Origin of the sequence: Providencia sp. PROV076, from assembly GCF_028483405.1 — a bacterium.
Lineage (GTDB): Bacteria > Pseudomonadota > Gammaproteobacteria > Enterobacterales > Enterobacteriaceae > Providencia > Providencia huaxiensis.
Genome location: NZ_JAMPRR010000013.1, coordinates 31,814 through 55,507, shown reverse-complemented (window position 1 = coordinate 55,507; position 23,694 = coordinate 31,814). Strand labels below are relative to the sequence as shown.

General features: G+C 39.0%; 19 protein-coding genes and 1 tRNA gene. 14 read left to right on the top strand and 6 right to left on the bottom strand.

Annotated features, from left to right (window positions below):
* The first annotated feature begins 46 nt into the window (after positions 1-46).
* Genes PSF67_RS09270 through PSF67_RS09260 form a run of 3 tightly spaced genes read left to right on the top strand, consistent with a single transcriptional unit; the run spans position 47 to position 3,582 of the window.
* Entirely contained in the window at positions 47-598 is a 552-nt protein-coding gene (locus PSF67_RS09270; protein ID WP_166264875.1) for an NAD(P)H nitroreductase, read from the top strand.
* Positions 599-609: 11 nt separating this feature from the next.
* Positions 610-1,653, top strand: a complete 1,044-nt coding sequence (gene selD, locus PSF67_RS09265; protein ID WP_272676815.1) for a selenide, water dikinase SelD — start codon at positions 610-612, stop codon at positions 1,651-1,653.
* A gap of 3 nt (positions 1,654-1,656) precedes the next feature.
* Positions 1,657-3,582 (top strand): DNA topoisomerase III, encoded by a 1,926-nt coding sequence (locus PSF67_RS09260; protein WP_272676814.1) that lies wholly within the window; start codon positions 1,657-1,659, stop codon positions 3,580-3,582.
* 65 nt (positions 3,583-3,647) lie between these two features.
* Here PSF67_RS09260 and xthA read toward each other — a convergent pair whose 3' ends face one another.
* Complete coding sequence (gene xthA / locus PSF67_RS09255) at positions 3,648-4,460, bottom strand: exodeoxyribonuclease III (RefSeq protein WP_102138655.1); 813 nt, start codon at positions 4,458-4,460, stop codon at positions 3,648-3,650.
* A 565-nt stretch (positions 4,461-5,025) separates the two neighbouring features.
* On the opposite strand from xthA, the gene PSF67_RS09250 reads away from it, so the two are divergent.
* Positions 5,026-5,901, top strand: coding sequence for a LysR family transcriptional regulator (locus PSF67_RS09250; protein ID WP_166264881.1), 876 nt, complete (start codon positions 5,026-5,028; stop codon positions 5,899-5,901).
* 1 nt (position 5,902) lies between these two features.
* Here the strand turns inward: PSF67_RS09250 and PSF67_RS09245 are convergent.
* From PSF67_RS09245 to PSF67_RS09235, 3 genes are all read right to left on the bottom strand, one after another.
* Positions 5,903-5,987 (bottom strand) — tRNA-Tyr (locus PSF67_RS09245).
* Positions 5,988-6,146: 159 nt separating this feature from the next.
* Entirely contained in the window at positions 6,147-6,995 is an 849-nt protein-coding gene (gene purU, locus PSF67_RS09240; RefSeq protein WP_102138653.1) for a formyltetrahydrofolate deformylase, read from the bottom strand.
* Positions 6,996-7,094: 99 nt separating this feature from the next.
* Complete coding sequence (locus tag PSF67_RS09235) at positions 7,095-7,574, bottom strand: YchJ family protein (protein ID WP_102138652.1); 480 nt, start codon at positions 7,572-7,574, stop codon at positions 7,095-7,097.
* Positions 7,575-7,699: 125 nt separating this feature from the next.
* Here PSF67_RS09235 and rssB point away from each other — a divergent pair, with 125 nt between their 5' ends.
* Both rssB and galU read left to right on the top strand, forming a co-directional pair.
* Complete coding sequence (gene rssB, locus PSF67_RS09230; protein WP_102138651.1) at positions 7,700-8,710, top strand: two-component system response regulator RssB; 1,011 nt, start codon at positions 7,700-7,702, stop codon at positions 8,708-8,710.
* A gap of 159 nt (positions 8,711-8,869) precedes the next feature.
* Positions 8,870-9,790, top strand: coding sequence for a UTP--glucose-1-phosphate uridylyltransferase GalU (gene galU, locus PSF67_RS09225; protein ID WP_102138650.1), 921 nt, complete (start codon positions 8,870-8,872; stop codon positions 9,788-9,790).
* Positions 9,791-10,257: 467 nt separating this feature from the next.
* Here the strand turns inward: galU and hns are convergent, their stop codons facing one another.
* The gene (gene hns, locus PSF67_RS09220; protein ID WP_004254106.1) at positions 10,258-10,668 is read right to left on the bottom strand and encodes a histone-like nucleoid-structuring protein H-NS; all 411 of its coding nucleotides are present in this window, start codon (positions 10,666-10,668) and stop codon (positions 10,258-10,260) included.
* A 530-nt stretch (positions 10,669-11,198) separates the two neighbouring features.
* Here hns and PSF67_RS09215 point away from each other — a divergent pair.
* The gene (locus PSF67_RS09215; RefSeq protein ID WP_102138649.1) at positions 11,199-11,828 is read left to right on the top strand and encodes a thymidine kinase; all 630 of its coding nucleotides are present in this window, start codon (positions 11,199-11,201) and stop codon (positions 11,826-11,828) included.
* A 233-nt stretch (positions 11,829-12,061) separates the two neighbouring features.
* Here the strand turns inward: PSF67_RS09215 and adhE are convergent, their stop codons facing one another.
* Entirely contained in the window at positions 12,062-14,731 is a 2,670-nt protein-coding gene (adhE, locus tag PSF67_RS09210) for a bifunctional acetaldehyde-CoA/alcohol dehydrogenase (protein WP_272676813.1), read from the bottom strand.
* Between the two features lie 484 nt (positions 14,732-15,215).
* Here adhE and PSF67_RS09205 point away from each other — a divergent pair, with 484 nt between their 5' ends.
* The 7 genes from PSF67_RS09205 (at position 15,216) to oppF (ending at position 23,639) form a co-directional block, all read left to right on the top strand.
* Positions 15,216-15,860 carry a YchE family NAAT transporter gene (locus PSF67_RS09205; protein ID WP_004254112.1) on the top strand — a complete coding sequence of 215 codons (645 nt, stop codon included), beginning with the start codon at positions 15,216-15,218 and terminating at the stop codon, positions 15,858-15,860.
* Positions 15,861-16,390: 530 nt separating this feature from the next.
* A complete protein-coding gene (locus PSF67_RS09200) occupies positions 16,391-17,992 on the top strand; it encodes an ABC transporter substrate-binding protein (RefSeq protein ID WP_272676812.1) in 1,602 nt (533 codons plus the stop codon).
* Positions 17,993-18,085: 93 nt separating this feature from the next.
* The gene (gene oppA / locus PSF67_RS09195; RefSeq protein ID WP_272676811.1) at positions 18,086-19,726 is read left to right on the top strand and encodes an oligopeptide ABC transporter substrate-binding protein OppA; all 1,641 of its coding nucleotides are present in this window, start codon (positions 18,086-18,088) and stop codon (positions 19,724-19,726) included.
* Between the two features lie 71 nt (positions 19,727-19,797).
* Positions 19,798-20,718, top strand: a complete 921-nt coding sequence (gene oppB / locus PSF67_RS09190; protein ID WP_102138645.1) for an oligopeptide ABC transporter permease OppB — start codon at positions 19,798-19,800, stop codon at positions 20,716-20,718.
* A 14-nt stretch (positions 20,719-20,732) separates the two neighbouring features.
* Positions 20,733-21,641 carry an oligopeptide ABC transporter permease OppC gene (gene oppC / locus PSF67_RS09185; protein WP_004911132.1) on the top strand — a complete coding sequence of 303 codons (909 nt, stop codon included), beginning with the start codon at positions 20,733-20,735 and terminating at the stop codon, positions 21,639-21,641.
* 10 nt (positions 21,642-21,651) lie between these two features.
* Positions 21,652-22,641, top strand: coding sequence for an ABC transporter ATP-binding protein (locus tag PSF67_RS09180; RefSeq protein WP_102138644.1), 990 nt, complete (start codon positions 21,652-21,654; stop codon positions 22,639-22,641).
* The gene (gene oppF / locus PSF67_RS09175; RefSeq protein WP_102138643.1) at positions 22,638-23,639 is read left to right on the top strand and encodes a murein tripeptide/oligopeptide ABC transporter ATP binding protein OppF; all 1,002 of its coding nucleotides are present in this window, start codon (positions 22,638-22,640) and stop codon (positions 23,637-23,639) included. Before PSF67_RS09180 ends, oppF begins: the two co-directional genes overlap by 4 nt.
* Positions 23,640-23,694: the final 55 nt, after the last annotated feature.

The following is a 23,694-nucleotide window of genomic DNA, read 5'->3' as shown; positions in this document are numbered from 1 at the left end:
TAATTGAATGATTATTACATCAGTTTACTCTTAAACGGAGACAATTATGGATGCTCTAACCCTTTTGTTGAACCGCCGTTCAGCTTCTAGACTCACAACACCAGCACCGCAAGGCGAAGAACTTAATAACATACTTGCAGCAGGGATGAGAGCACCTGATCACGGTGCGTTAAAACCGTGGCATTTTGTTGTTATGCAAAATGAGGGGATTAAACGCTTCAGTCAGTTATTAGAAAAAGCGGCAATTGAAGGACAGTTAGGTGCTGAGGTAGAAGAAAAAGCACGCAATGCACCTTTTCGTGCCCCATTAATTATTACTGTGATTGCGAAATTAAAAGACCACCCGAAAGTACCACAATGGGAACAATTAGTTGCTGCGAGTTGTACTGTGCAGGCGATGCAAATGGCCGCTGTAGCTCAGGGTTTTGGCGGTATATGGCGCTCAGGGGCATGGACAGAAGATGCCGTGGTTCGTGCAGGACTAGGTTGTGGAGATAACGACCGTATTGTTGGATTTCTTTATTTAGGAACACCAGAGCTTAAAGCACCAACAAAAGTACAAGCGCCCGACATGACAGGTTTTGTATCTCACTTCTAAAGAGAATAATAATGACTGAAAAAATCAGATTAACGCAATATAGTCATGGCGCAGGCTGTGGCTGTAAAATTGCACCGAAAGTATTAGAGCAAATCTTACACACAGAACAAGCAAAATTCCATGATCCACATTTGTTAGTTGGTAATGAGACGAAAGATGATGCCGCTGTTTATGATTTAGGTAATGGAATTGGCATCATCAGCACAACCGACTTTTTCATGCCGATTGTTGACTCCCCGTTTGAATTCGGCCGTATTGCCGCGACGAATGCGATTAGCGATATTTTTGCGATGGGCGGAAAGCCCATCATGGCAATCGCAATTTTAGGCTGGCCAATCGCTAAGCTACCACCTGAAGTGGCTCGAGAAGTGATTGAAGGTGGCCGTACAGCTTGTGCTGATGCAGGTATTTCATTGGCAGGAGGGCATTCCATTGATGCACCTGAGCCTATTTTTGGGCTGGCGGTTACTGGTGTTGTCAATACGGCATATGTGAAGAAAAATAGTGCTGCAACAGCGGGTTGCGAACTGTTCTTAACTAAACCGCTCGGTATTGGCGTTTTGACAACGGCAGAGAAAAAAGGGGTACTTGCACCTGAACATCAACATTTAGCGGCAGAAACCATGTGCCAAATGAATAAACTAGGGGCGGTTATTGCGCCTTTAGATGGTGTGACGGCGATGACTGACGTGACCGGTTTCGGTTTATTAGGTCATTTAAGTGAGATTTGTGAAGGCTCTAACGTTCGCGCTGAAATTTCCTTTAGTAAAGTTCCTAAATTAGCGGATGTCGAAAAGTATATTGAAGCAGGCTGTGTTCCCGGTGGAACAACTCGTAACTTCGACAGTTATGGTCATCTTATTGGCCCTATGAATGATATGCAGCGCCAGCTACTGTGTGACCCGCAAACCTCTGGTGGCCTACTCATTGCAGTAAAACCTTCCGAAGTCTCTAAAATTAAAGAGATTGCACAGCAGCAAGGTGTTTTGTTACAGTCTATCGGCAAATTATTACCCCATCAGGATAATGTTCCTTTAGTTGAAGTGATAGATTAATTTATGCGTTTGTTTATTGCGGAAAAACCGAGCCTTGCAAGGGCCATTGCAGATGTATTACCCAAACCTCATAAACGAGGTGATGGTTTTATTCAATGTGGTGATGGCCAAACCGTAACATGGTGTATTGGCCACCTTTTAGAGCAGGCTGAGCCGGATGCCTATGAGCCTCGGTACGCACGTTGGAATCTTCAGGATCTGCCAATTATCCCTGATAAGTGGCAGTTGAAGCCCCGTCCCGCAGTAACTAAACAATTAAAAACTATTGAAACATTGCTGAAGCAAGCCTCAATTGTCGTTCATGCAGGAGACCCTGATAGAGAAGGTCAATTGCTGGTGGACGAAGTGCTTGATTTTTTAAAGCTCGCCCCTGAAAAACGCAAAGAAGTAAAGCGTTGTTTAATTAATGACCTTAACCCTCAAGCGGTTGAGCGGGCAATTGACCGTTTAAGAGAAAATCGCGAATTTATTCCTCTTTGTGTCTCTGCTTTAGCAAGAGCACGAGCAGATTGGTTGTATGGCATCAATATGACTCGTGCTTATACGTTATTAGGACAACGGGGTGGGTATCAAGGTGTTCTTTCTGTTGGGCGGGTACAAACGCCAGTTTTGGGGCTAGTCGTTAGGCGTGACGAAGAAATAGAGAACTTTGTTCCTAAAGACTATTTCGAGGTTAAAGCCCATATTGTTACGCCAAAGGATGAGCGTTTTGTGGCGATATGGCAGCCAAGTGACTCCTGTATTGATTACCAAGACGAAGAAGGGCGTTTGTTTCACCGACCGCTTGCAGAACATGTGGTATCGCGTATCGAGGGCAAACCTGCCATAGTGACGCAATATCAAGACAAACGCGAATCTGAAATTGCACCGTTGCCTTTTTCTTTATCGTCTTTGCAAATTGAAGCTGCTAAAAAGTATGCGTTGAGTGCGCAAGAAGTATTGGACATTTGCCAACGTTTATATGAAACGCACAAGTTAATTACGTACCCGCGTTCAGATAGCCGCTATTTGCCTGATGAACATTTTGCAGGGCGGCACAGTGTATTGAATGCAATTGCGGTACATCAACCAGACCTTACTGAATTTGAATTGACAGAGTTGGATAAAAAAAACCGGTGTTGGGACGACAAAAAAGTGGATGCTCACCATGCAATAATTCCAACAGCAAAAACGGCAGCAGCAAAGCTAACTGAGAATGAAAGTAAAATTTACCAACTGATTGCACGTCAATATATTATCCAGTTTATGCCTGATGCAGTTTACCGTAAGTGTACGATTGACCTCGAAATTGAAAAAGGTAAATTTATTGCAAAAGCTCGATTTCTTGCTGAAGCAGGTTGGCGAGTTGTTTTGGGTAATAAAGAGCGCGATGCTGAGAATGATGGTATGCCGCTACCCGTTGTGAGTAAAAATGATGAGTTGCTATGTGAAAAAGGGGAAGTGGTTGAACGGCAAACACAGCCCCCGCGTCCTTTTACGGATGCGACGTTGCTATCCGCAATGACAGGGATCGCGCGTTTTGTGCAGGATAAAGCATTAAAAAAAGTATTGCGAGAAACGGATGGGCTTGGCACCGAAGCGACAAGGGCGGGTATCATTGATTTACTATTTAAGCGCCAATTCCTCTATAAGAAAGGGCGTTATATTCATTCCTCGCCTGCGGGAAGGGCTCTAATTCATGTTCTACCTGACATGGCGACTTTACCGGACATGACTGCCCATTGGGAATCAGTGTTAACTCAAATTAGTGAGAAACAATCACGTTATGATGATTTTATGCATCCACTAAGTCAAACTTTGATGCAATTAATTCACCATGCGCGCCAGTTTACAAATTTGAGGGCATTTCGAGAGCTGCCGGCCCCATCAGTAAAAACGGGGAAAAAACCAGCAAAAACGGGTAAAAAAACGAAAAAGAAAGAAGACTAGTTGAGTCTGGTAAAACAATAAAAGGCGCTTAGAGCGCCTTTTTGCATTAGAACCCGAGATAAAAATTATTTTGTTAGGTCAAATTCAGACCATACAGGTGCGTGGTCTGACGGTTTTTCCATTCCTCTAATATCATAATCAATACCCGTTGCTATACAGCGCTCTGCTAACTTATTTGATGCAAGCAGTAAGTCGATACGTAAGCCTCTATTATCATCAAAACCTTTAGAACGGTAGTCAAACCATGAGTAGCAATCAGCAACATCAGGGTTTTTCGCACGGTATGTATCAACTAAGCCCCAGCCTAATAATTTGGCTAACCATTCACGCTCTTCAGGTAAAAAAGAACATTTTCCGGTTTTTAACCAACGTTTGCGATTTACCTCGCCAATACCGATATCAAGATCCGTTGGGCTGATATTCATGTCACCCATAATGAGCAATTGGGACTCAGCAGTTTGTGTTGATGTAATATAATTTTGTAAATCTTGATAAAATTTTTCTTTTGCTGGGAATTTTGTTGGGTGGTCACGGCTTTCCCCTTGAGGAAAATAACCATTCACAACAGTTAATGGGCCACGCTCCGTTTGGATGTCAGCCATGATAATACGACGCTGTGCGTCATCATCGTCAGTTGGAAAGCCCTTACGGACAGCAAGAGGCTCATTTTTAGTCAAAAGAGCGACACCATAATGCGCTTTTTGGCCGTGATAAAAAACATGATAGCCGAGCTGACTAACTTCTTCATAAGGAAACATATCATCATGGACTTTTGTTTCTTGTAAGCCAATAACCTCAGGTTGATGTTTTTCGATGATTGCAGCGAGTTGGTGAGGGCGAGCTCGAAGGCCATTGATATTGAACGATATGAATTTCATGGTTTTTTATCACCTAGTTTTATGATTATTATGCTTATTCTACCAGATGGTAGCTGTACTGTAACCCCGCGTAGCATGTTTCAATGATTAGGTTGTTTTATAGTTAGTAATGGCTATGATAAAAACGGTCATGGCATAACTCACTCTTAGAACAATATCAAAATTCAGCGCTCAATATAAATATAATAATAATTTTAGTTAATCAAAAAATATTATTGTTAATTAAATTTATTATGAATGCTAGGGTATAATTTAATATTGAAATTAAATTAATAATTTCAATATTAACTAGTTTTAATTTCATTTAAAGTCAATTGGTTATTTATATTTTAATGTGATTTAATAGTGGAGGCATAAAAAATAATCAATCTAAACAGTATAATATATTGCTTTGTAATGATGGAAATTATAAAAATACTTTTATGAAATATTGTTAATCATTCAATAAAAAATCAAGTTTGATTTTTCATTTTATGAGTTAATTTCTGGGGTGATCAATATAATTATTAATGAGAAAACTAAGTATGTTGATTAACATTTTAATAAACGGAATGGGGTCATAGATATGTTCTTTTCAAGAAAATTAGAGGCGTTTATGGCGGTTGTTGAGAATGGCTCGTTAAGTAAGGCTGCAAGAGTGATGAACCGTACGACACCTCCCATCGCAAAGTCAATCAAAGACTTTGAGACAAGCCTAGGTAAACGGCTTTTTAAACGAGAAAAATTTGGAATGACATTAACTAAGGATGGCCAAGAACTTTATAACGATCTAAGAGATCTTTATTTACAGGAGAAGGAAATAACAAAAAAACATTTTTCAGGTTATATAATCAATGAGGCTAATATTTATTATGACTGGGGGAAGGAAAATCATTTAATTAATTTATATCAATCAGCACATCAAAATAATGTACAAGTAAATATATTAAGGTTTAATTATGACGAAGTAGATGAAATTGTCGATTATGATGGGAATACTCTTATACTTAGTTCAGAACAGGTAGTTAGTGAGCGATTTTCATTACAAAAAATAATAGAAAACTCACCATTAGGTATTTATTGCAGAAAAGAACTGTATGAAAAATTTCATTATGACCTGGTTACATTATTACAAAAAAGTACATGGCTATGTGATCCTGCATTTTATAAAAGTTCATTGATGAGTGATTTATTGGCAAAAATTGAAACGGTTGATAATAAAACAAGTGTAAGACAAATGGATAATATCGGCTGTTGCCAAAGTTTCATTCAAGAGGGTGATTTTATTGGCATTATAGACCATTATCCAGAAGAAGAGTTGATTGATAAGTCATTGATTTATATATCACTGAACAAAATTTTGGGGAAAAGTGTGTGTTATATCTATAAATCAAAATCACACTCAAGTGTGTTAAATCGTTTTATGGGGGTTGTTGACAAACTAGGAGGTGAAATCAATTAGATGGTGGTGGGAGAAGGATTCGAACCTTCGAAGTCTGTGACGGCAGATTTACAGTCTGCTCCCTTTGGCCGCTTGGGTATCCCACCAGATTTTGAATTGCTGTAATCGTTGACAGCGGGCGGCATCATATCAAATGACGCGCCGCTGTAAAGCATTAATTTTCAATAAAATGGTTGTTTGCTGTTTTTTTATTCTTAATGCATGTTAAATCAACAAAGTGTTGTTAAATAAGCCACTACGTTGGCTTATAAAATAATGGTGCGATTACCATAGACAAATACACGTTGAGCTAAAACCCAATAGAGTGCATGGCTGAGGACATTTTTTTCGACATCACGCCCTGCACGCATCATATCATCCGCTGTGAATGTATGGTCTATATTAATTACATTCTGCGTAATGATTGGTCCTTCATCGAGGTTGTCATTGACAAAGTGCGCGGTCGCTCCAATAATTTTTACGCCACGCTCATAAGCTTGGTGGTAAGGGCGGGCACCAATAAACGCGGGTAAAAATGAGTGATGAATATTGATAATTTGGTTTGGATAATGCTGCACAAATGCAGGCGTTAATACGCGCATATATTTAGCTAACACAACATAGTCAGGCTGATATTGGTCAATCTGCGCTGTCATTTTTTCATCATGTTGTTCGCGAGTTAGGCCTTCATGGCTAATATGGTGGAATGGGATATCAAATTGTTCGACTAAGTTTTTTAGGGTGTCGTGGTTTCCAATAACCGCTGCAATTTCAACATCCAAACCATCATAAGCACTTTTCATGAGTAGATCGCCCAGACAATGAGCTTCTTTTGTCACCATAACGACAATACGACGTCGACCTGCTGTATTTAATTCGCGTTGAGATCCAACCGGTAATGCATCATCAAGGTCAGCTAATAATGTCTCATCGTTGAAAATACCCTCTAGCTCAGTTCTCATGAAGAAACGGCCGGTGTGGTGATCAACAAACTCATTATTTTGTACGATATTGAGTTGGTGCTTATAGCAAATATTGGTGATTTTCGCGATTAATCCTTTCGCGTCAGGGCAAATTGTCCTGAGAATTTTCTTCTGTACAATTTTGTGTTGCATGAAACAGCCTAATCCTTAACTAACAAAGCGATATAAAAAAGAAAATGACGGATTGAGTATTGCATGTGTCTTATTAGACAGATATCAAATAAAGGGTGATTAGTTTGGATGCCCACACTTTTTATATTTTTGACCAGAGCCACAAGGACACAAATCATTACGACCAACTTTGGGAGTAATGCCGTCTATATAAAACCAACACGAATCCATCTTAATAAAACGCGAACGTTCATGAATAAGCTGCTTATGATCAGCTTTTTCATCAATAAAGCAAGCCGAAAATTCGACATAAGCTTCATTAGGATTTTTGGCATAAGAAGAACTAATAACACGAAGGCCAAGCCACTGTGTCTTCGAGAAACTATTTACAATTTCTTGATACCACTCTTGGGCATGGCAATCAGGGTGCCATGTTTTAATCAGATAATCGGCATTTTGCTGTACATAAGCGCTATATCTTGAGCGCATAAGCTGCTCTGGCGTCTGTGGGATCGATTTTTCTTGCAAAAAAGGGGCACAACATTGTTCAAATTGTGCTTCGTTACCACAGTAACACTTATCTTCTGCTTGAGATTTCATAACACTCCCTATAAAAATAAGTATAAGATTGAAAAATCACTATACTTAAATGATGGTGAATAAATGATTTTATCGTATGAATAATTGTATTGTTAATTAAACCAGGCTTTTGCAGTAGGTATCTTATGAAAAATAGAAAAGTACTCATAATAGAAGACGAAATCACCTTCTGTACAATTTTAAAAAACTACCTAGAAACACTGGGTATTGAGATCTATACCGCAGATAATGGTCAATTAGCAATAGAGATGTTAACAATAGACCGTATCAACCCTGATATCATTCTATGTGACTTAAGCATGCCGGTCATGAATGGTGAAGCATTTATGAGAGAGCTCGTTTCTCGCAATATCGATATTCCAGTCATTGTGATCACAGCAACAACAGATTTTACTCAGTTAGATAGAATGTTTCGTTTAGGGGCTAAGGATGCTTTATTAAAGCCAATAAAAAATTTAGATGAAGTCAAAGTGACACTCCTTTCAGCACTGTACCCTGAGCAAAGTAACCTAACAGAGTTGATTGACGAGGAAATTCATCAAATTTCTACATTAATGCAAGATCATACCCAAGATATGTTAGCGGTATTGAAACAGTTACAACCGCCAGTACACCAAATTATAAATAATTATCGAATTAACTATCGTCAACTTAATGAGGCTAGCCGATTTGGGTTATTATTAGACCTAGCGCCTATTTCAGATAGCCAAATAGGGTTCTACTGCATTGACACTGAACGTTCTCCCCAAGAAGGTATTATGGCGGCTTTTTTGATTCGAGTTGTGTTTAATGACCTTTTAAAAAGTGCGGTAAGCTACCCAGAAAAAAAACTACCGAATATTGACAGGATCATTAATCAAATAAATTATTTACTGGAGGATTCGGGGTTTAGTGGGCAATTTCCTCTATTATTAGGGTATTTTAATACACAGAATAAATCGATTATTATGGCGAGTGCGGGCTTAGAAGCGGAAATAACGACAGAAAATACACATGTTAAGTTACCTAGAAGCCTTCCTTTAGGCACGCTAAAATTTTATCAATCTAATCACTTAGAGGTAAAAGGAAATGCTTGGCAGTGTTTAATTCGTAATAATAGTCAGAAAATAAAACTTATGTTTAATCCCGAAACATAATTAATGCCTAAAATGCATACTCCTGTAATCTAAATACCCCTATTCGGACTCGTCGCTATTTATTCATGAATATTTCCTGATATACTTCTGCGCACTTAAAACGCCTCTTGGTACTTTAGTGAAATTAGAGAGGCTAAGATGATATCTGGAGTGATAAAAATGACACAGCGCAAGGTGCGTAAAGCGGTAATCCCTGTTGCAGGTTTAGGAACTCGTATGCTTCCTGCAACAAAAGCTATTCCAAAAGAAATGTTGCCAATAGTCGATAAGCCTCTGATTCAATATGTTGTTAACGAATGTATTGCGGCTGGGATCAATGAAATTGTTTTAGTGACCCATTCATCGAAAAATTCCATTGAAAACCACTTTGACACAAGCTTTGAATTAGAAGCTATTTTGGAAGCGCGTGTTAAACGCCAGCTATTGGATGAGGTTCAATCTATTTGTCCAAGCCACGTAACGATTATGCAAACACGCCAAGGAATAGCGAAAGGGTTAGGGCATGCTATTTTGTGTGCTAAGCCGTTAGTCGGTGAAGAACCTTTTGCGGTTATTTTACCCGATGTCATTTTAGACCGTTACAGTACAGACTTAACCAAATTTAATTTGCGTGAAATGCTAGAGCAATATGAGTCTACAGGAGCAAGTCAGATTTTAGTTGAGCCAGTACCAGAAGAAGATGTCTCTAGCTATGGTATTGTGGATTGTAATGGTGAAATGTTAGCGCCAGGGGATAGTAAAAGAATTATCCGTATGGTTGAAAAACCAAAACGTGAAGAGGCTCCATCTAATTTATCTATTGTTGGTCGTTATGTTTTATCTGAAAAGATTTGGGATGCATTAGCCAAAACAGCACCAGGTGCTGGAGATGAAATACAATTAACTGATGCCATTGCATTAATGATGGAAAATAATGAACCAGTAGAAGCCTACCACTTATGTGGTAAAAGTCATGACTGCGGAAATAAGCTAGGTTATATGAAAGCGTTTGTTGAATATGGAATGCAACATGATGCGCTGGGAGATGATTTTACCCAGTGGTTGAAAGAATTATCAGTATCATTGAATTCAGCAAAATAAAATTCCACAATGAATTTTTATTAAAGGCTAACTTAATTTGTTAGCCTTTTTTATGCGTGAAAAAATAATTACTAACAATAGATATCAAATATTAAGGGGTATCGCTCTGATTTCGGCTGTTTTAGCCTGTACATCCTATAAGTGTATAGGGTGTAAAAATTAACAAACAACCTCATTACATAAATAAAATCACTGAACAATATTTAAATTTATCTAATTAAGCTTACATATCTTTACTACATATTTTTATTTATCATGATTATTTGTCGATAGCGTAATACGCCGCAAAAGCTTAAACAGGGCAGTTAATTGAAGCAGAGGGCAGTAGTTATGAGGCTTTCGTGCTGAAGGGGGGAGTTATAATAGCTAAGCACCTTTTCTTATTACAGGTTAATATAAAATAATATATAAAGCTTTAAAATAAAAACACCCTTATAAAAGGGTGTTTAGAATACATGTTGAGGCGATTAGATTAAGAAATCATCTAAAGATTTGCCTTGTTCTTCAATGGCAACTTTGATTACAGCTGGAGTACGGCCTTGGCCTGTCCAAGTTTTAGTTTCGCCATTTTCATCAACATATTTGTATTTAGCTGGACGTGCAGCACGTTTAGCACGGGTGCTAGTGCTTTTACCTGAGTCCATTGTTTGCAGAAGGTCATTTAAATCGACGCCTTGCTCAAGGATCATTTCACGAACTTTTTCCAATTTACGGTTACGTTCTTCTAATTCCGCGCGAGCTTGGCTCTCTTCATCACGACGTTCTTCAACAACGACGGTTAATTTTTCCAGCATTTCTTCTAAAGATTCTAAAGTTACTTCGCGAGCTTGAGCACGAAGAGTACGGATGTTATTTAACGCTTTTAATGATTCGCTCATTTTCCTGGTCTCAAATTATTAGTTGGCATGTGTACAGTAATAATAGAATGCTATTTTAAATTCTGCAATAGCTAAATTACTTCCTTAGTTTAAAAGTAATCTTTAGCGATTGCAATTTTTTTACAAAAGAAAAATAAACTTTTCGTAGATATATATATAGCTATTATCAATAACTGAACTAAACGAAAAATAGGAATAAGCTAAAATCGTAGTGATTAAATTATTCGAAAAAGAAGAGGAGAGTCTCATTTTACTTTTACGCAGAATGAATTGAAGGGATGGATTCCTTAAATTTTCTTTTTTTGATGATGATTTTTAGCGGAATGTGCTTTAATTGAAACTGTTTATAGTTAATATCAAATTGGTTTTTATTGCATACAAGCTAAGCAATATTTGCAATAAGGAACGAGTATAGTCGAAAAAAAAGTTAAATTTTCAATAAGTAAAGGACATACAGACCATTATTGTTAATCATAAAGTCTGTTTTATGGTAAAATTATTACGTATATTAATTTTGAGGGAACAGCCAAATGGCTCAGCTTTACTTTTATTATTCAGCTATGAATGCGGGAAAATCAACGTCATTATTGCAATCATCGTATAACTATAATGAAAGAGGGATGCGTACGGTTATTTTTACTGCAGAGATAGATAACCGTTTTGAACAAGGAAAAGTCTCATCGCGCATCGGTTTATCAGCAGAGGCGTTACTCTACTCAGCGACAACAAATATGGCCGAGCTGATAAAAAAAGAAAATAGCACACAAAAAGTGCATTGTGTTCTTATTGATGAGTGTCAGTTCCTAACAAAAAAACAAGTCGAAGAATTATGTGACATAGTCGATAACGAGGATATTCCAGTTTTATGTTATGGGTTGCGTACTGATTTTGCGGGGCAATTATTTGAAGGTAGCCAATATTTGCTTGCTTGGGCTGATAAATTAGTCGAGCTAAAAACAGTCTGCTATTGTGGCCGTAAGGCAAGTAAGGTTTTACGTATAGGAAGTGATGGGATACCTGTATATAAAGGCTTACAAGTCGATATAGGTGGCAATGAAAAGTATATTTCTGTTTGTCGTAAACACTATTCAGAAGCAATAAAACAAGCTCAGTTGATGAATGAGGGTGTTATACCTAAACAGGCACTCCACTTTAGATGAATGGAAATCGTTTGGTGTAGGAAATAAAATAGCTCTCTGATATCAACCTATTATGACCAACTGTGAGATAAACTCAGCGAGTTGAATCGTTTTATATAATATCGATTTTATGTATTTTTACAGTAACTCATTTTTAATAGCTAAACAAAAGGCACTGCAATTATTGCAGTGCCTTTATTTTAAATAATGTTTAATACATTATTTCTTAGTGCTTTTCTTTTCAGCTTCTTTTTTTACGGCTGTTTTTTCTGAGGCGCTTTTTTTTCCTCTTTTTCAATCACGGGTGCGTCTTGATGCTCAACGAACTCGCGACCATAATAAGAATCCAGTAATAATTGTTTAATTTCAGAGATTAAAGGATAACGAGGGTTAGCACCTGTACATTGGTCATCAAATGCATCTTCAGAAAGTTTATCCACGCGAGCTAAGAAGTCAGCTTCAGTAACACCAGTCTCACGGATAGATTTAGGAATACCTAAATCGGCTTTTATTTCCTCCAACCATGCGAGTAATTTTTCAATTTTCTCAGCAGTACGATCACCGACTTTAGTGAGCCCTAAGTGATCCGCAATTTCTGCGTATTGGCGGCGTGCATGAGGGCGGTCGTATTGGCTAAATGCAGTTTGTTTTGTTGGGTTATCATTCGCATTAAAACGGATAACGTTACAAATCAGCAAAGCATTAGCAAGCCCATGAGGGATGTGGAACTCTGAGCCAAGCTTATGTGCCATAGAGTGACATACACCAAGGAATGCGTTTGCAAAAGCAATACCTGCAAGTGTCGCCCCGTTATGGACACGTTCTCTTGCTACAGGGTTTTTAGCCCCTTCATGGTAACTGGCTGGTAAATAATCTTTTAATAGACTCAGGGCCTTAAGTGCTTGGCCATCAGTAAACTCGTTAGCTAAAACAGAAACATAAGCTTCTAACGCATGGGTGACCGCATCTAAACCACCAAAAGCCGTTAAAGATTTAGGCATATTCATGACTAAGTTCGCATCAACAATTGCCATATTTGGCGTCAATGCATAGTCTGCTAATGGATATTTTTGGCCTGTTTTATCATCAGTCACTACCGCAAATGGCGTGACTTCAGAACCTGTTCCCGAAGTCGTTGTGATAGCAACTAATTTAGCCTTAACGCCCATTTTAGGGAAACGGTGGATACGTTTACGTATATCCATAAAACGTAATGCTAATTCTTCAAAATGAGTTTCCGGGTGTTCGTACATAACCCACATGATTTTAGCCGCATCCATTGGTGAACCACCACCTAATGCAATGATCACATCAGGTTGGAATGCTTGCATTTGGGCTGCACCTTTACGAACCACCGTTAATGTTGGGTCTGCCTCAACTTCAAAGAAAACGTCTGTTTCAATGTGATGTTTTTTGAGAACGCTAACCACTTCATCAACATAACCATTATTGAATAGATAACCATCAGTTACGATGAAAGCGCGTTTAGCACCGTCAGTTGCAATCTCTTCAAGGGCGATAGGGAGGCAACCACGGCGGAAGTAGATTGAGTTCGGAAGTTTATGCCACAACATATTTTCAGCTCTCTTCGCCACAGTTTTGGTATTGATTAGGTGTTTTGGACCTACGTTTTCAGAGATGGAGTTACCACCCCAAGAACCACAACCTAGAGTCAGAGAAGGGGCTAATTTAAAGTTGTACAGGTCACCGATACCACCTTGTGACGCTGGCGTATTGATTAAAATACGCGCTGTTTTCATTTTTTGGCCAAAATAGTTAACACGATCATGTTGGTTATCTTGGTCAGTATATAAGCAAGAGGTATGGCCAATCCCCCCCATTTCAACTAATTGTTCTGCTTTTGCAACTGCATCTTCAAAATTCTTACCACGATACATCGCTAATAATGGTGAAAGTTTTTCATGTGCGAACGGTTCTGACTCATCGATGGTTTTGACTTCACCGATTAAGATTTTAGTTGTTTTTGGAACGGTAATGCCGGCCATTTCTGCAATTTTATAGGCAGGCTGACCAACAATAGCAGCGTTTAGGTTGCCATTTTTTAAGATGATATCCTGAACCGCTTTAAGCTCTTTTCCTTGTAGCAGGTAGCCTCCATGGCTTGAAAAACGTTCGCGAACTTGATTGTAGATTTCATCCACAACCACAACGGATTGTTCAGAAGCACAAATAACACCGTTGTCGAATGTTTTTGACATCAAAATGGACGCAACGGCACGTTTAATGTCCGCTGTTTCATCAATAACGACAGGGGTATTACCAGCACCAACACCAATTGCAGGTTTACCTGAGCTATAAGCTGCTTTGACCATGCCTGGCCCACCTGTCGCTAGGATCAGGTTAATATCAGGGTGGTGCATTAAAGCGTTGGATAGCTCAACAGAAGGGGAATCAATCCAGCCAATAATGTCTTTCGGTGCCCCCGCTGCAATGGCAGCATCAAGCACGATTTGTGCTGCGCGGTTAGTTGCATTTTTAGCGCGAGGGTGCGGAGAAAAGATAATAGCGTTGCGCGTTTTTAAGCTAATCAGTGATTTAAAAATCGCGGTTGAAGTTGGGTTTGTTGTTGGAACAATACCACAGATAATACCAATCGGCTCAGCGATAGTAATTGTTCCAAATGTTGGGTCTTCAGATAGCGTGCCGCAGGTTTTTTCGTCTTTATACGCATTATAGATATACTCTGAAGCAAAGTGGTTTTTGATCACTTTATCTTCAATAATACCCATTCCAGATTCTTCGACAGCGAGTTTTGCTAGGGGGATACGTGCGTCAGCAGCAGCGAGGGCGGCGGCTCTAAAGATTTCATCAACTTGCTCTTGGGAGAAAGTTGCGAATTCGCGTTGAGCTTTTTTGACACGAGCAACGAGTTCATTGAGTTCGGTAACGTTAGTTACGGACATATAGATTACTCCTGATAAATGTTAAACTTTTTAAGCCAATGAGCAAAATGCATCTATAGAACTAGGAAATGCTTAAAGATGAAAGTATAGATGTTATCTATAATAACGCTGCTCATGATCGCTTATTGGCTTAAAAACCTTATTCAGTTTTGAGTTAATATCCTCATTAGCTCTGCCTATCAGTTAAGAGTAGATTAACAAAACGGTAATTAAATAAAGTGATCTATATCACGAAAACGCCAAGCTGACTCCTTTCAGCACGTGTATATATGCACAAGTTGAATAAATGTTGTTCATCTATTGCTTAATTTAATATTATCAAAACAATTTGTGCAGATAATTTATGTATACCTAACTAAATGCTAAGCAAATTTAGCAAGTTAAAGAAAATATTGTTTTGCTCAAGGAAATTAATAACATCGGTGGTAAAATCATAAAAGATATCAATGAATCTCTAAAGAGAACTGCTTAAGGAAATGAATGGGTGAGTAGCGCATTACTTGATTTATCGGGTTATATAAAATTCTTTATTGGCTTGTTTGCACTTGTGAACCCAGTTGGCATATTGCCTGTGTTTATTAGTATGACAAACTATCAAAGTAATGCCGGGAGAAATAAAACCAATACTATTGCAAATACATCAGTTGCTATCATTTTATGTACATCATTATTAATTGGTGACTCAATTCTGCAATTATTTGGTATTTCAATTGATTCTTTCCGTATTGCTGGTGGGATCTTGATCGTCACAATAGCGATGTCAATGATTAGCGGTAAAATTGGTGAAGACAAACAGAATAAGCAAGAAAAAACAGAAACTGCGGTTAGGGATAGCATTGGTGTTGTACCTTTGGCTTTACCCTTAATGGCAGGGCCTGGGGCAATCAGTTCTTGTATCGTTTGGTCATCTCGTTGGCATGGTTGGCAAAACTTTTTAGGTTTAGCCTTGACGAGTATCGCATTTGCTTTTTGTTGTTGGTTATTATTTCGTTCAGCGTCTTTATTGGTTCGTTACTTAGGTCAAACAGGGATCAACGTGGTGACGCGTATCATGGGCCTATTACTGATGTCGCTGGGGATAGAGTTTATTGTGACCGGGGTTAAAGCCATATTCCCAGGCTTATTATAATCTAATTTCTTCTCTTTTTATGGCTGCAAACTAAACCTATTTGCAGCCATATCTATCGTTAGTTCCTATCGTATTACATACATCAATTTTGCTCTTCAGGTAGTTTTAATTGGCTTATTAAAATTTTAGTCATCAATAATCACGTATGAAAAAAATGTTCCCTGTAATTATATGTGGCATTTTTTGCTAAAACAGGGATAAAAAGTAAGGAATTGTGAGCTACGTAAATTTATTCACTATTCTAATTGGCGTTTGTTAATGATATGTTTGGATTCGAATTTGAGGTCTATCTTGTATTGTATGATTATGCTTTTGTAATGCATTGTAATTTAAAGATAAACATAATTTTTGGTTGTTATTTTTAAAAGTTATCAAAAGTTTTTAACTAGCGAATGTTAATTAATTGTTTTGAATGTTGGAGTCATAAAGTGGATTGCCCATAAGGAAATAACAGTCTTAGGGCTTAAATATCAGCGTAAATAAGGTTGCTAATGAGGTTATAGCGCCATCAATGAATCGTGAGGGATAGGATGTTCAAATCAACACTTGGTTATGGTGTGCTCTCGTTATTATTTGTTGCGTTACAAGCAAATGGCACGGAAAAAGTAAAACAGGTAATCACAATTAATAATGGCTCAGAAGTAACATCTCTTGATCCCCATAAAGTGGAAGGGGTGCCAGAAAGCAATGTGATATTAAACTTATTAGAAGGCCTCGTGTATACCGATATAGACGGTAAGGCAGTTCCTGGCGTTGCTAAAAATTGGACCAATGAAAATTACACCTCTTGGGTTTTTACTTTGCGGGAAGATGCAAAGTGGAGTGATGGCTCACCTGTAACCGCTGAAGATTTTGTGTATAGTTGGCAACGTTTATCTGACCCTAATACAGGCTCTCCTTACTCAAGTTATCTACAAAATGCGTATATTTTAAATGCAGATGCGATTTTAGCAGGGAAAATGCCTGCAACAGCGCTGGGGGTGAAGGCACTTGATCCGCAACATCTACAGGTTACGCTAAGCCATCCGGTACCTTATTTTGTCGATATGCTTTCTCATACGTCTATGAAGCCTGTGAATAAGTCTGCAATTCAACGGCATGGTGATAAATGGACTCAACCCCAAAATTTTATTGGAAATGGGGCATACATATTGGATAAGTGGGTGGTAAATGAACGTATTGTTATCAAACGAAACCCATTTTATTGGGATAATCCCAATAGCCGTATTGAACAAGCGACCTTTCTAGCGATTAGCTCCGAAGTGAGTGATATTAACCGTTACCGTAGTGGTGAAATTGATATTTCAAATTCTGCAATCCCACCTGTTTTATATAAAAAAATGCAGCAAGAAAGGCCCAATGAATTATATGTTAGGCCATATTTGTGTACGTTCTATTATGAAATAAATAATCAAAAAGCGCCGTTTAATGACCCAAGAGTACGTGAAGCAATAAAATTGGGTTTAGATAGAGAAATAATTACCAATAAAATTATCGCTCAAGGGCAAAAAGTCGCTTATGGTTTTACGCCAAGCTTTATCAATAATGGTGACTTTGCATTACCTGAATGGGCTAATTTATCGGCAGAACAACGTTATCAGCGCGCTAAAGATTTACTTTCACAAGCGGGTTATAACAAAGAAAACCCATTGAAATTTGACTTATTGTATAACACTTCAGATCAAAACAAACAGCAAGCTATTGTTGCAGCATCGATGTGGCAGAAAAATATTGGTGCGCAAGTGACGTTGCAAAACCAAGAATGGAAAACATCATTACAAAGCCGCCATGAAGGAAATTACGATGTTGCTAGGGCAACGTGGTGCGCAGATTACAATGAACCAACTGCATTTTTGAATATGATGTTGTCTCAAAATAGTAATAATACCGCTTTTTATAATAATTCGGACTTTGATGCCTTGCTTGAGCAAGCGCTGACAGCTCCAGATCCTTCATCTCGCCATGCAATTTATCAACAAGCGGAAACCTTGCTAGACAAGGATTCGGCTATTGTTCCTGTTTATTATCGCGTTAGTGCTCGAATGATAAAACCGAGTGTTCGCGGATTTAAAGGTAATGACCCCCTTGATTATACGGATATTAAACGGTTATATATAAGTGAACCTAATTAATAATATCTAAATAATTATAAAAAGTGTTCATCTACTGGGTGAACATATATCAACACACAATCATAATAATTATGTATGGGAGTAACCGATAAGATGAGTAAATTAATCAATAAATCGATTATTGCGCTTAGCGTAACGGCTGGGTTAGCAATGGGCTCTATAGCAACAAGTTTTGCAGCAACGGTTCCCGCAGGTGTTGAACTGGCTGAAAAACAGTTAATGGTTCGTAATAATGGCTCAGAACCTCAGTCATTAGATCCACATAAAATTGAAGGGGTGCCGGAATCTGCTTTAGCGAGAGACCTTTTTGAAGGGATCACAATTGTGGGGCCTGATGGTGAAATTTTACCTAGTTCAGCAACAAGCTGGGAAAATAAAGATTTTACAGAATGGACATTTAAAATTCGCGAAGGTGCTAAATGGTCTAATGGTGACCCTGTCACAGCCGAAGATTTTGTGTATAGCTGGCGACGATTGGCTGATCCTGATACTGCATCACCTTATGCGAGTTATTTACAATATGCCCATATCAATAATATTGACGATGTTATCTCTGGAAAGAAAAAACCTGAAGAACTTGGTATTAAAGCTCTCGATGACAAAACCCTAGTTATTACACTGAGTGAAGCTGTTCCTTATATCCCTAAATTATTAGCTCACTCATCTATGTCCCCAGTAAATAAAAAAACTATTGAACAACATGGTGCTAAGTGGACGCAGCCACAGAATTTTGTGGGTAATGGGGCATATAAATTGAAGGATTGGACAGTCAATGAGCGCATTGTATTAGAGCGAAGCCCAAGCTATTGGGATAATGCGAATACCATTATTGACCAAGTGACTTTTTTACCGATTTCCTCAGAAGTTACAGATGTTAACCGCTACCGTAGTGGTGAAATTGATATGACATACAGTAACTTACCTATCGAACAGTTCAAAAGTTTGCAGAAAAATATGCCGAATGAGTTACGGGTAAGTCCATATTTGTGTACTTATTATTATGAAATTAATAATGAAAAACCCCCATTTAACGACCCTCGTGTACGTGAAGCGTTAAAGCTATCTATGGATAGAGACACAATTACGTATAAAGTTAAAGCTCAAGGGGATATTCCTGCGTATGGTTTCACTCCACCATTTACCAGCGGAATGAAAACAGAAAAACCAGATTGGTACGCGAATATGACCCAAGAGCAGCGTAATGAAAAAGCGAAACAGTTGCTAGAAGAAGCGGGATATAACAAAGGGAATCCTCTAAAATTCAATTTATTATATAACACCTCAGACTTACATAAGCGTATCGCGATTGCAGCGTCTTCTATGTGGAAGAAAAATATTGGTGCGGAAGTGAAATTAGAAAACCAAGAGTGGAAAACATTCTTAGATAGCCGACATCAAGGCAACTATGATGTTGCACGCGCGGGGTGGTGTGCGGACTATAACGAGCCTTCATCCTTCCTCAATATGTTACTTTCCTACAGCAGTAATAATACCGTTCACTATAAAAATACAGATTTTGATGCGGTGATGAAGAAAACATTGCAAGTCAAAACAGATGAAGAACGAGCAGAACTCTATCAACAAGCTGAAAAATTACTCGATAAAGACTCAGGGGTTGTTCCGCTTTACTACTATGTTAATACGCGTTTAGTGAAACCTTATGTGGGTGGCTATAGTGGCAAAGACCCATTAGATAATCTGCATACTAAAGATTTATATATTATTAAACACTAATATAGTTGCTCTGGCTCCATTTATTGGAGCCAGATATTCGCCTATTTAGGCAATAGAAGTAGGAAAGAGCGATGTTGAAATTTATTTTTCGTCGGTTGTTAGAAGCCATTCCGACTCTTTTGGTTCTGATTACCATTTCATTTTTTATGATGCGATTAGCTCCAGGGAGCCCATTCACTGGCGAGCGGAAATTGCCACCGGAAGTAATGGCAAATATTGAAGCGAAATATCATTTAAATGACCCTATGTATAAGCAGTATTTTAATTATTTAATTCAGCTTTCCAAGGGTGACTTTGGCCCATCATTTAAATACAAGGACTACAGTGTTAATGATTTAGTGGCTAAAGCATTCCCTGTCTCTGCAAAATTAGGGGCTACTGCATTTATTGTTGCTGTGTTATTTGGGGTATCCGCAGGGGTGATAGCCGCACTCAACCAAAATACCAAATGGGACTTTACAGTCATGGGGTTTGCCATGACGGGGGTTGTTATCCCAAGCTTTGTTGTAGCGCCGTTATTGGTGCTAATTTTTGCCATTCACTTGAAATGGTTCCCTGGTGGTGGCTGGGATGGTGGGAACCTAAAACATATGGTTCTGCCCATGGTTGCGCTTTCATTAGCGTATATCGCGAGTATTTCCCGTATTACACGCGGCTCGATGATTGAAATTATGCATTCAAACTTCATTCGTACTGCCCGTGCAAAAGGATTACCACTAAGAACTATCATTTTACGCCATGCCCTTAAACCTGCGTTGCTTCCTGTGCTTTCCTATATGGGGCCTGCTTTTGTAGGGATTATTACTGGGTCAATGGTCATTGAAACCATTTTTGGGTTACCGGGGATCGGTCAACTCTTTGTTAACGGTGCACTTAATCGTGATTATTCGCTGGTATTGAGCTTAACAATTTTAGTTGGGGTACTGACAATTGCATTTAATGCGATTGTCGATGTTTTGTATGCCGTTATTGACCCTAAAATTCGTTACTAAGTCGGAGAAACACGATGCTATCGAACCAAAAAAATAGTGAAGCTCTGGCGAACTTTTCAGAGCAGCTCGATATTGAAGGGCGCAGTTTATGGCAAGATGCTAGGCGCCGTTTTATGCACAACCGTGCAGCAATTTTTAGCTTATGTGTGTTGTTCTTAATTACTTTATTTGTCATTTTTGCGCCCATGTTGTCGCCTTTTTTGTACGACGATACCGATTGGGAAATGATGTCAATGCCACCTGATATGGCAACTGGACATTATTTTGGTACAGATGCTTCAGGCCGAGATCTATTAGTGCGTGTTGCGATCGGTGGGCGAATTTCCTTAATGGTGGGGGTTGCCGCTGCGTTAGTCGCAGTTGTGGTAGGCACACTGTACGGCTCATTAGCTGGTTACGTAGGTGGAAAAGTGGATTCCATCATGATGCGTATATTAGAAATTTTAAACTCCTTTCCATTTATGTTTTTTGTGATCTTGTTAGTCACCTTGTTTGGTACCAATATCTTATTGATTTTTGTGGCGATAGGAATGGTGTCATGGTTGGATATGGCGCGTATTGTTCGCGGGCAAACACTTGGATTAAAACGTAAAGAATTTATTGAAGCAGCGCTTGTTTGTGGTGTGAGTACGCGGCAGATTATTCTACGACATATTGTTCCTAACGTTTTAGGTGTAGTAGTCGTTTACGCCTCATTATTAGTTCCAAGTATGATTTTGTTTGAATCATTCTTAAGCTTTTTAGGTTTAGGGACACAAGAACCGTTAAGTAGTTGGGGGGCGTTATTAAGTGATGGGGCGAACTCAATGGAAGTGACGCCTTGGTTACTACTGATCCCAGCTGGTTTTTTAGTCATCACGCTATTTTGTTTTAACTTTATCGGTGACGGGCTGCGTGATGCGCTCGACCCGAAAGATCGCTAGAGGGAATAATATGTTAAATAACCCAATGAAAAGCCCTCTGTTATCTGTGAAAGATCTCAGTGTGACATTCGCGACCCAAGATGGTGATGTTACCGCTGTAAATAAATTGAACTTTGAATTAAGTGCGGGGGAAACGCTTGGAATAGTAGGCGAATCAGGTTCAGGAAAATCACAAACCGCTTTCGCACTAATGGGCTTGCTTGCCAAAAATGGCAAAATTAATGGCTCTGCCATGTTTAATGACCGTGAGATTTTGAATCTAAGAGAAAAAGAATTAAACCGTATGCGGGCGGAAGAGATTTCCATGATTTTCCAAGACCCAATGACATCATTGAATCCTTATTTGAAAATTGGTACTCAATTATCGGAAGTTCTCATGCTACATAAAGGTATGAGTAAAAGGGAGGCTTTCGAAGAATCAGTTCGGATGTTAGATGCCGTTAAAATGCCGGAAGCACGTAAGCGGATGAATATGTATCCACATGAATTTTCAGGAGGAATGAGACAACGAGTCATGATTGCAATGGCACTGTTATGCCAACCAAAGCTGTTAATTGCTGACGAACCCACAACCGCACTTGATGTGACAGTACAAGCGCAAATTATGACGTTGCTCAATGAGTTAAAACAAGAGTTTGATACTGCAATTATTTTGATCACCCACGACCTTGGGGTCGTCGCAGGGGTATGTGATAAAGTCCTAGTGATGTATGCAGGACGTACGATGGAGTACGGTACTGCGAAGGATATCTTTTATCATCCATCTCATCCATATTCACTTGGCTTATTAGCTGCAGTTCCACGCCTTGATGGTGATGACGAGAGTTTAGCAACCATTCCAGGCAATCCGCCTAATTTATTACGTTTACCCAAAGGCTGCCCATTTTCACCTCGTTGCCAATATGCAGTTCAGCAATGTGTTGACCAAGAACCTGCATTAACCACATTTGGTCAAACGCGGTTACGTGCCTGCTTTAAGCCACTGGAGGAATTGGTATGAGTACCCATGAAAATAGGCCAGTTTTACTCGAAGTGAATGACCTTAAAGTCCACTTTGAGATCCGAGATAAAAAACAGTGGTTTTGGCAACCAAACAAAAGTCTTAAAGCGGTAGATGGCGTAACACTGCGTTTATATGAAGGCGAAACATTAGGGGTAGTCGGGGAATCCGGGTGTGGTAAATCCACTTTTGCTCGTGCACTCATTGGGTTAGTCAAAGCGACAGATGGCACTGTAAGTTGGCTTGGGCAGAACTTGTTAGGTAAAACCGACAAAGAATGGCGTAGCATTCGTAGTGATATCCAAATGATTTTCCAAGATCCTTTGGCTTCACTTAACCCGCGAATGACCATCGGCGATATTATTGCCGAGCCATTGAAAACCTATCATCCTAAAATGTCACCATCACAAATCACAGAAAAAGTGAAAAAAATGATGATGCGGGTTGGGTTATTACCAAACTTGATTAACCGCTACCCCCATGAGTTTTCGGGAGGGCAATGCCAGCGCATTGGTATCGCAAGAGCATTGATTTTAGAACCAAAACTTGTGATTTGCGATGAGCCAGTTTCTGCATTAGACGTGTCAATTCAAGCGCAAGTTGTTAATTTACTTCAAGAATTACAACGTGAAATGAAGCTATCACTGATATTTATCGCACATGATTTGGCGGTGGTTAAGCATATTTCTGACCGTGTCTTAGTGATGTATTTGGGGCATGCGGTGGAGCTTGGTACCTATGATGAGGTATACAATAATCCCTTACATCCTTATACGCGTGCATTGATGTCTGCGGTTCCAGTTCCTGATCCCGATAAAGAAAAAAATAAGGTGATAGAGCTTTTAGAAGGTGAATTGCCATCGCCAATTAACCCGCCTTCAGGTTGCGTATTTAGAACCCGTTGCCCATTAGCAGATGAAGAGTGTGCAAAAACAAGGCCATTATTAGAAGGGAGTTTCAAACATGCGGTGTCTTGTTTGAAAATTGATCCACTGTAATGGTTTTCTCATGATGGCCAAAAGGGGGCTTTTACTTTAATTAATCTAAAAGGGA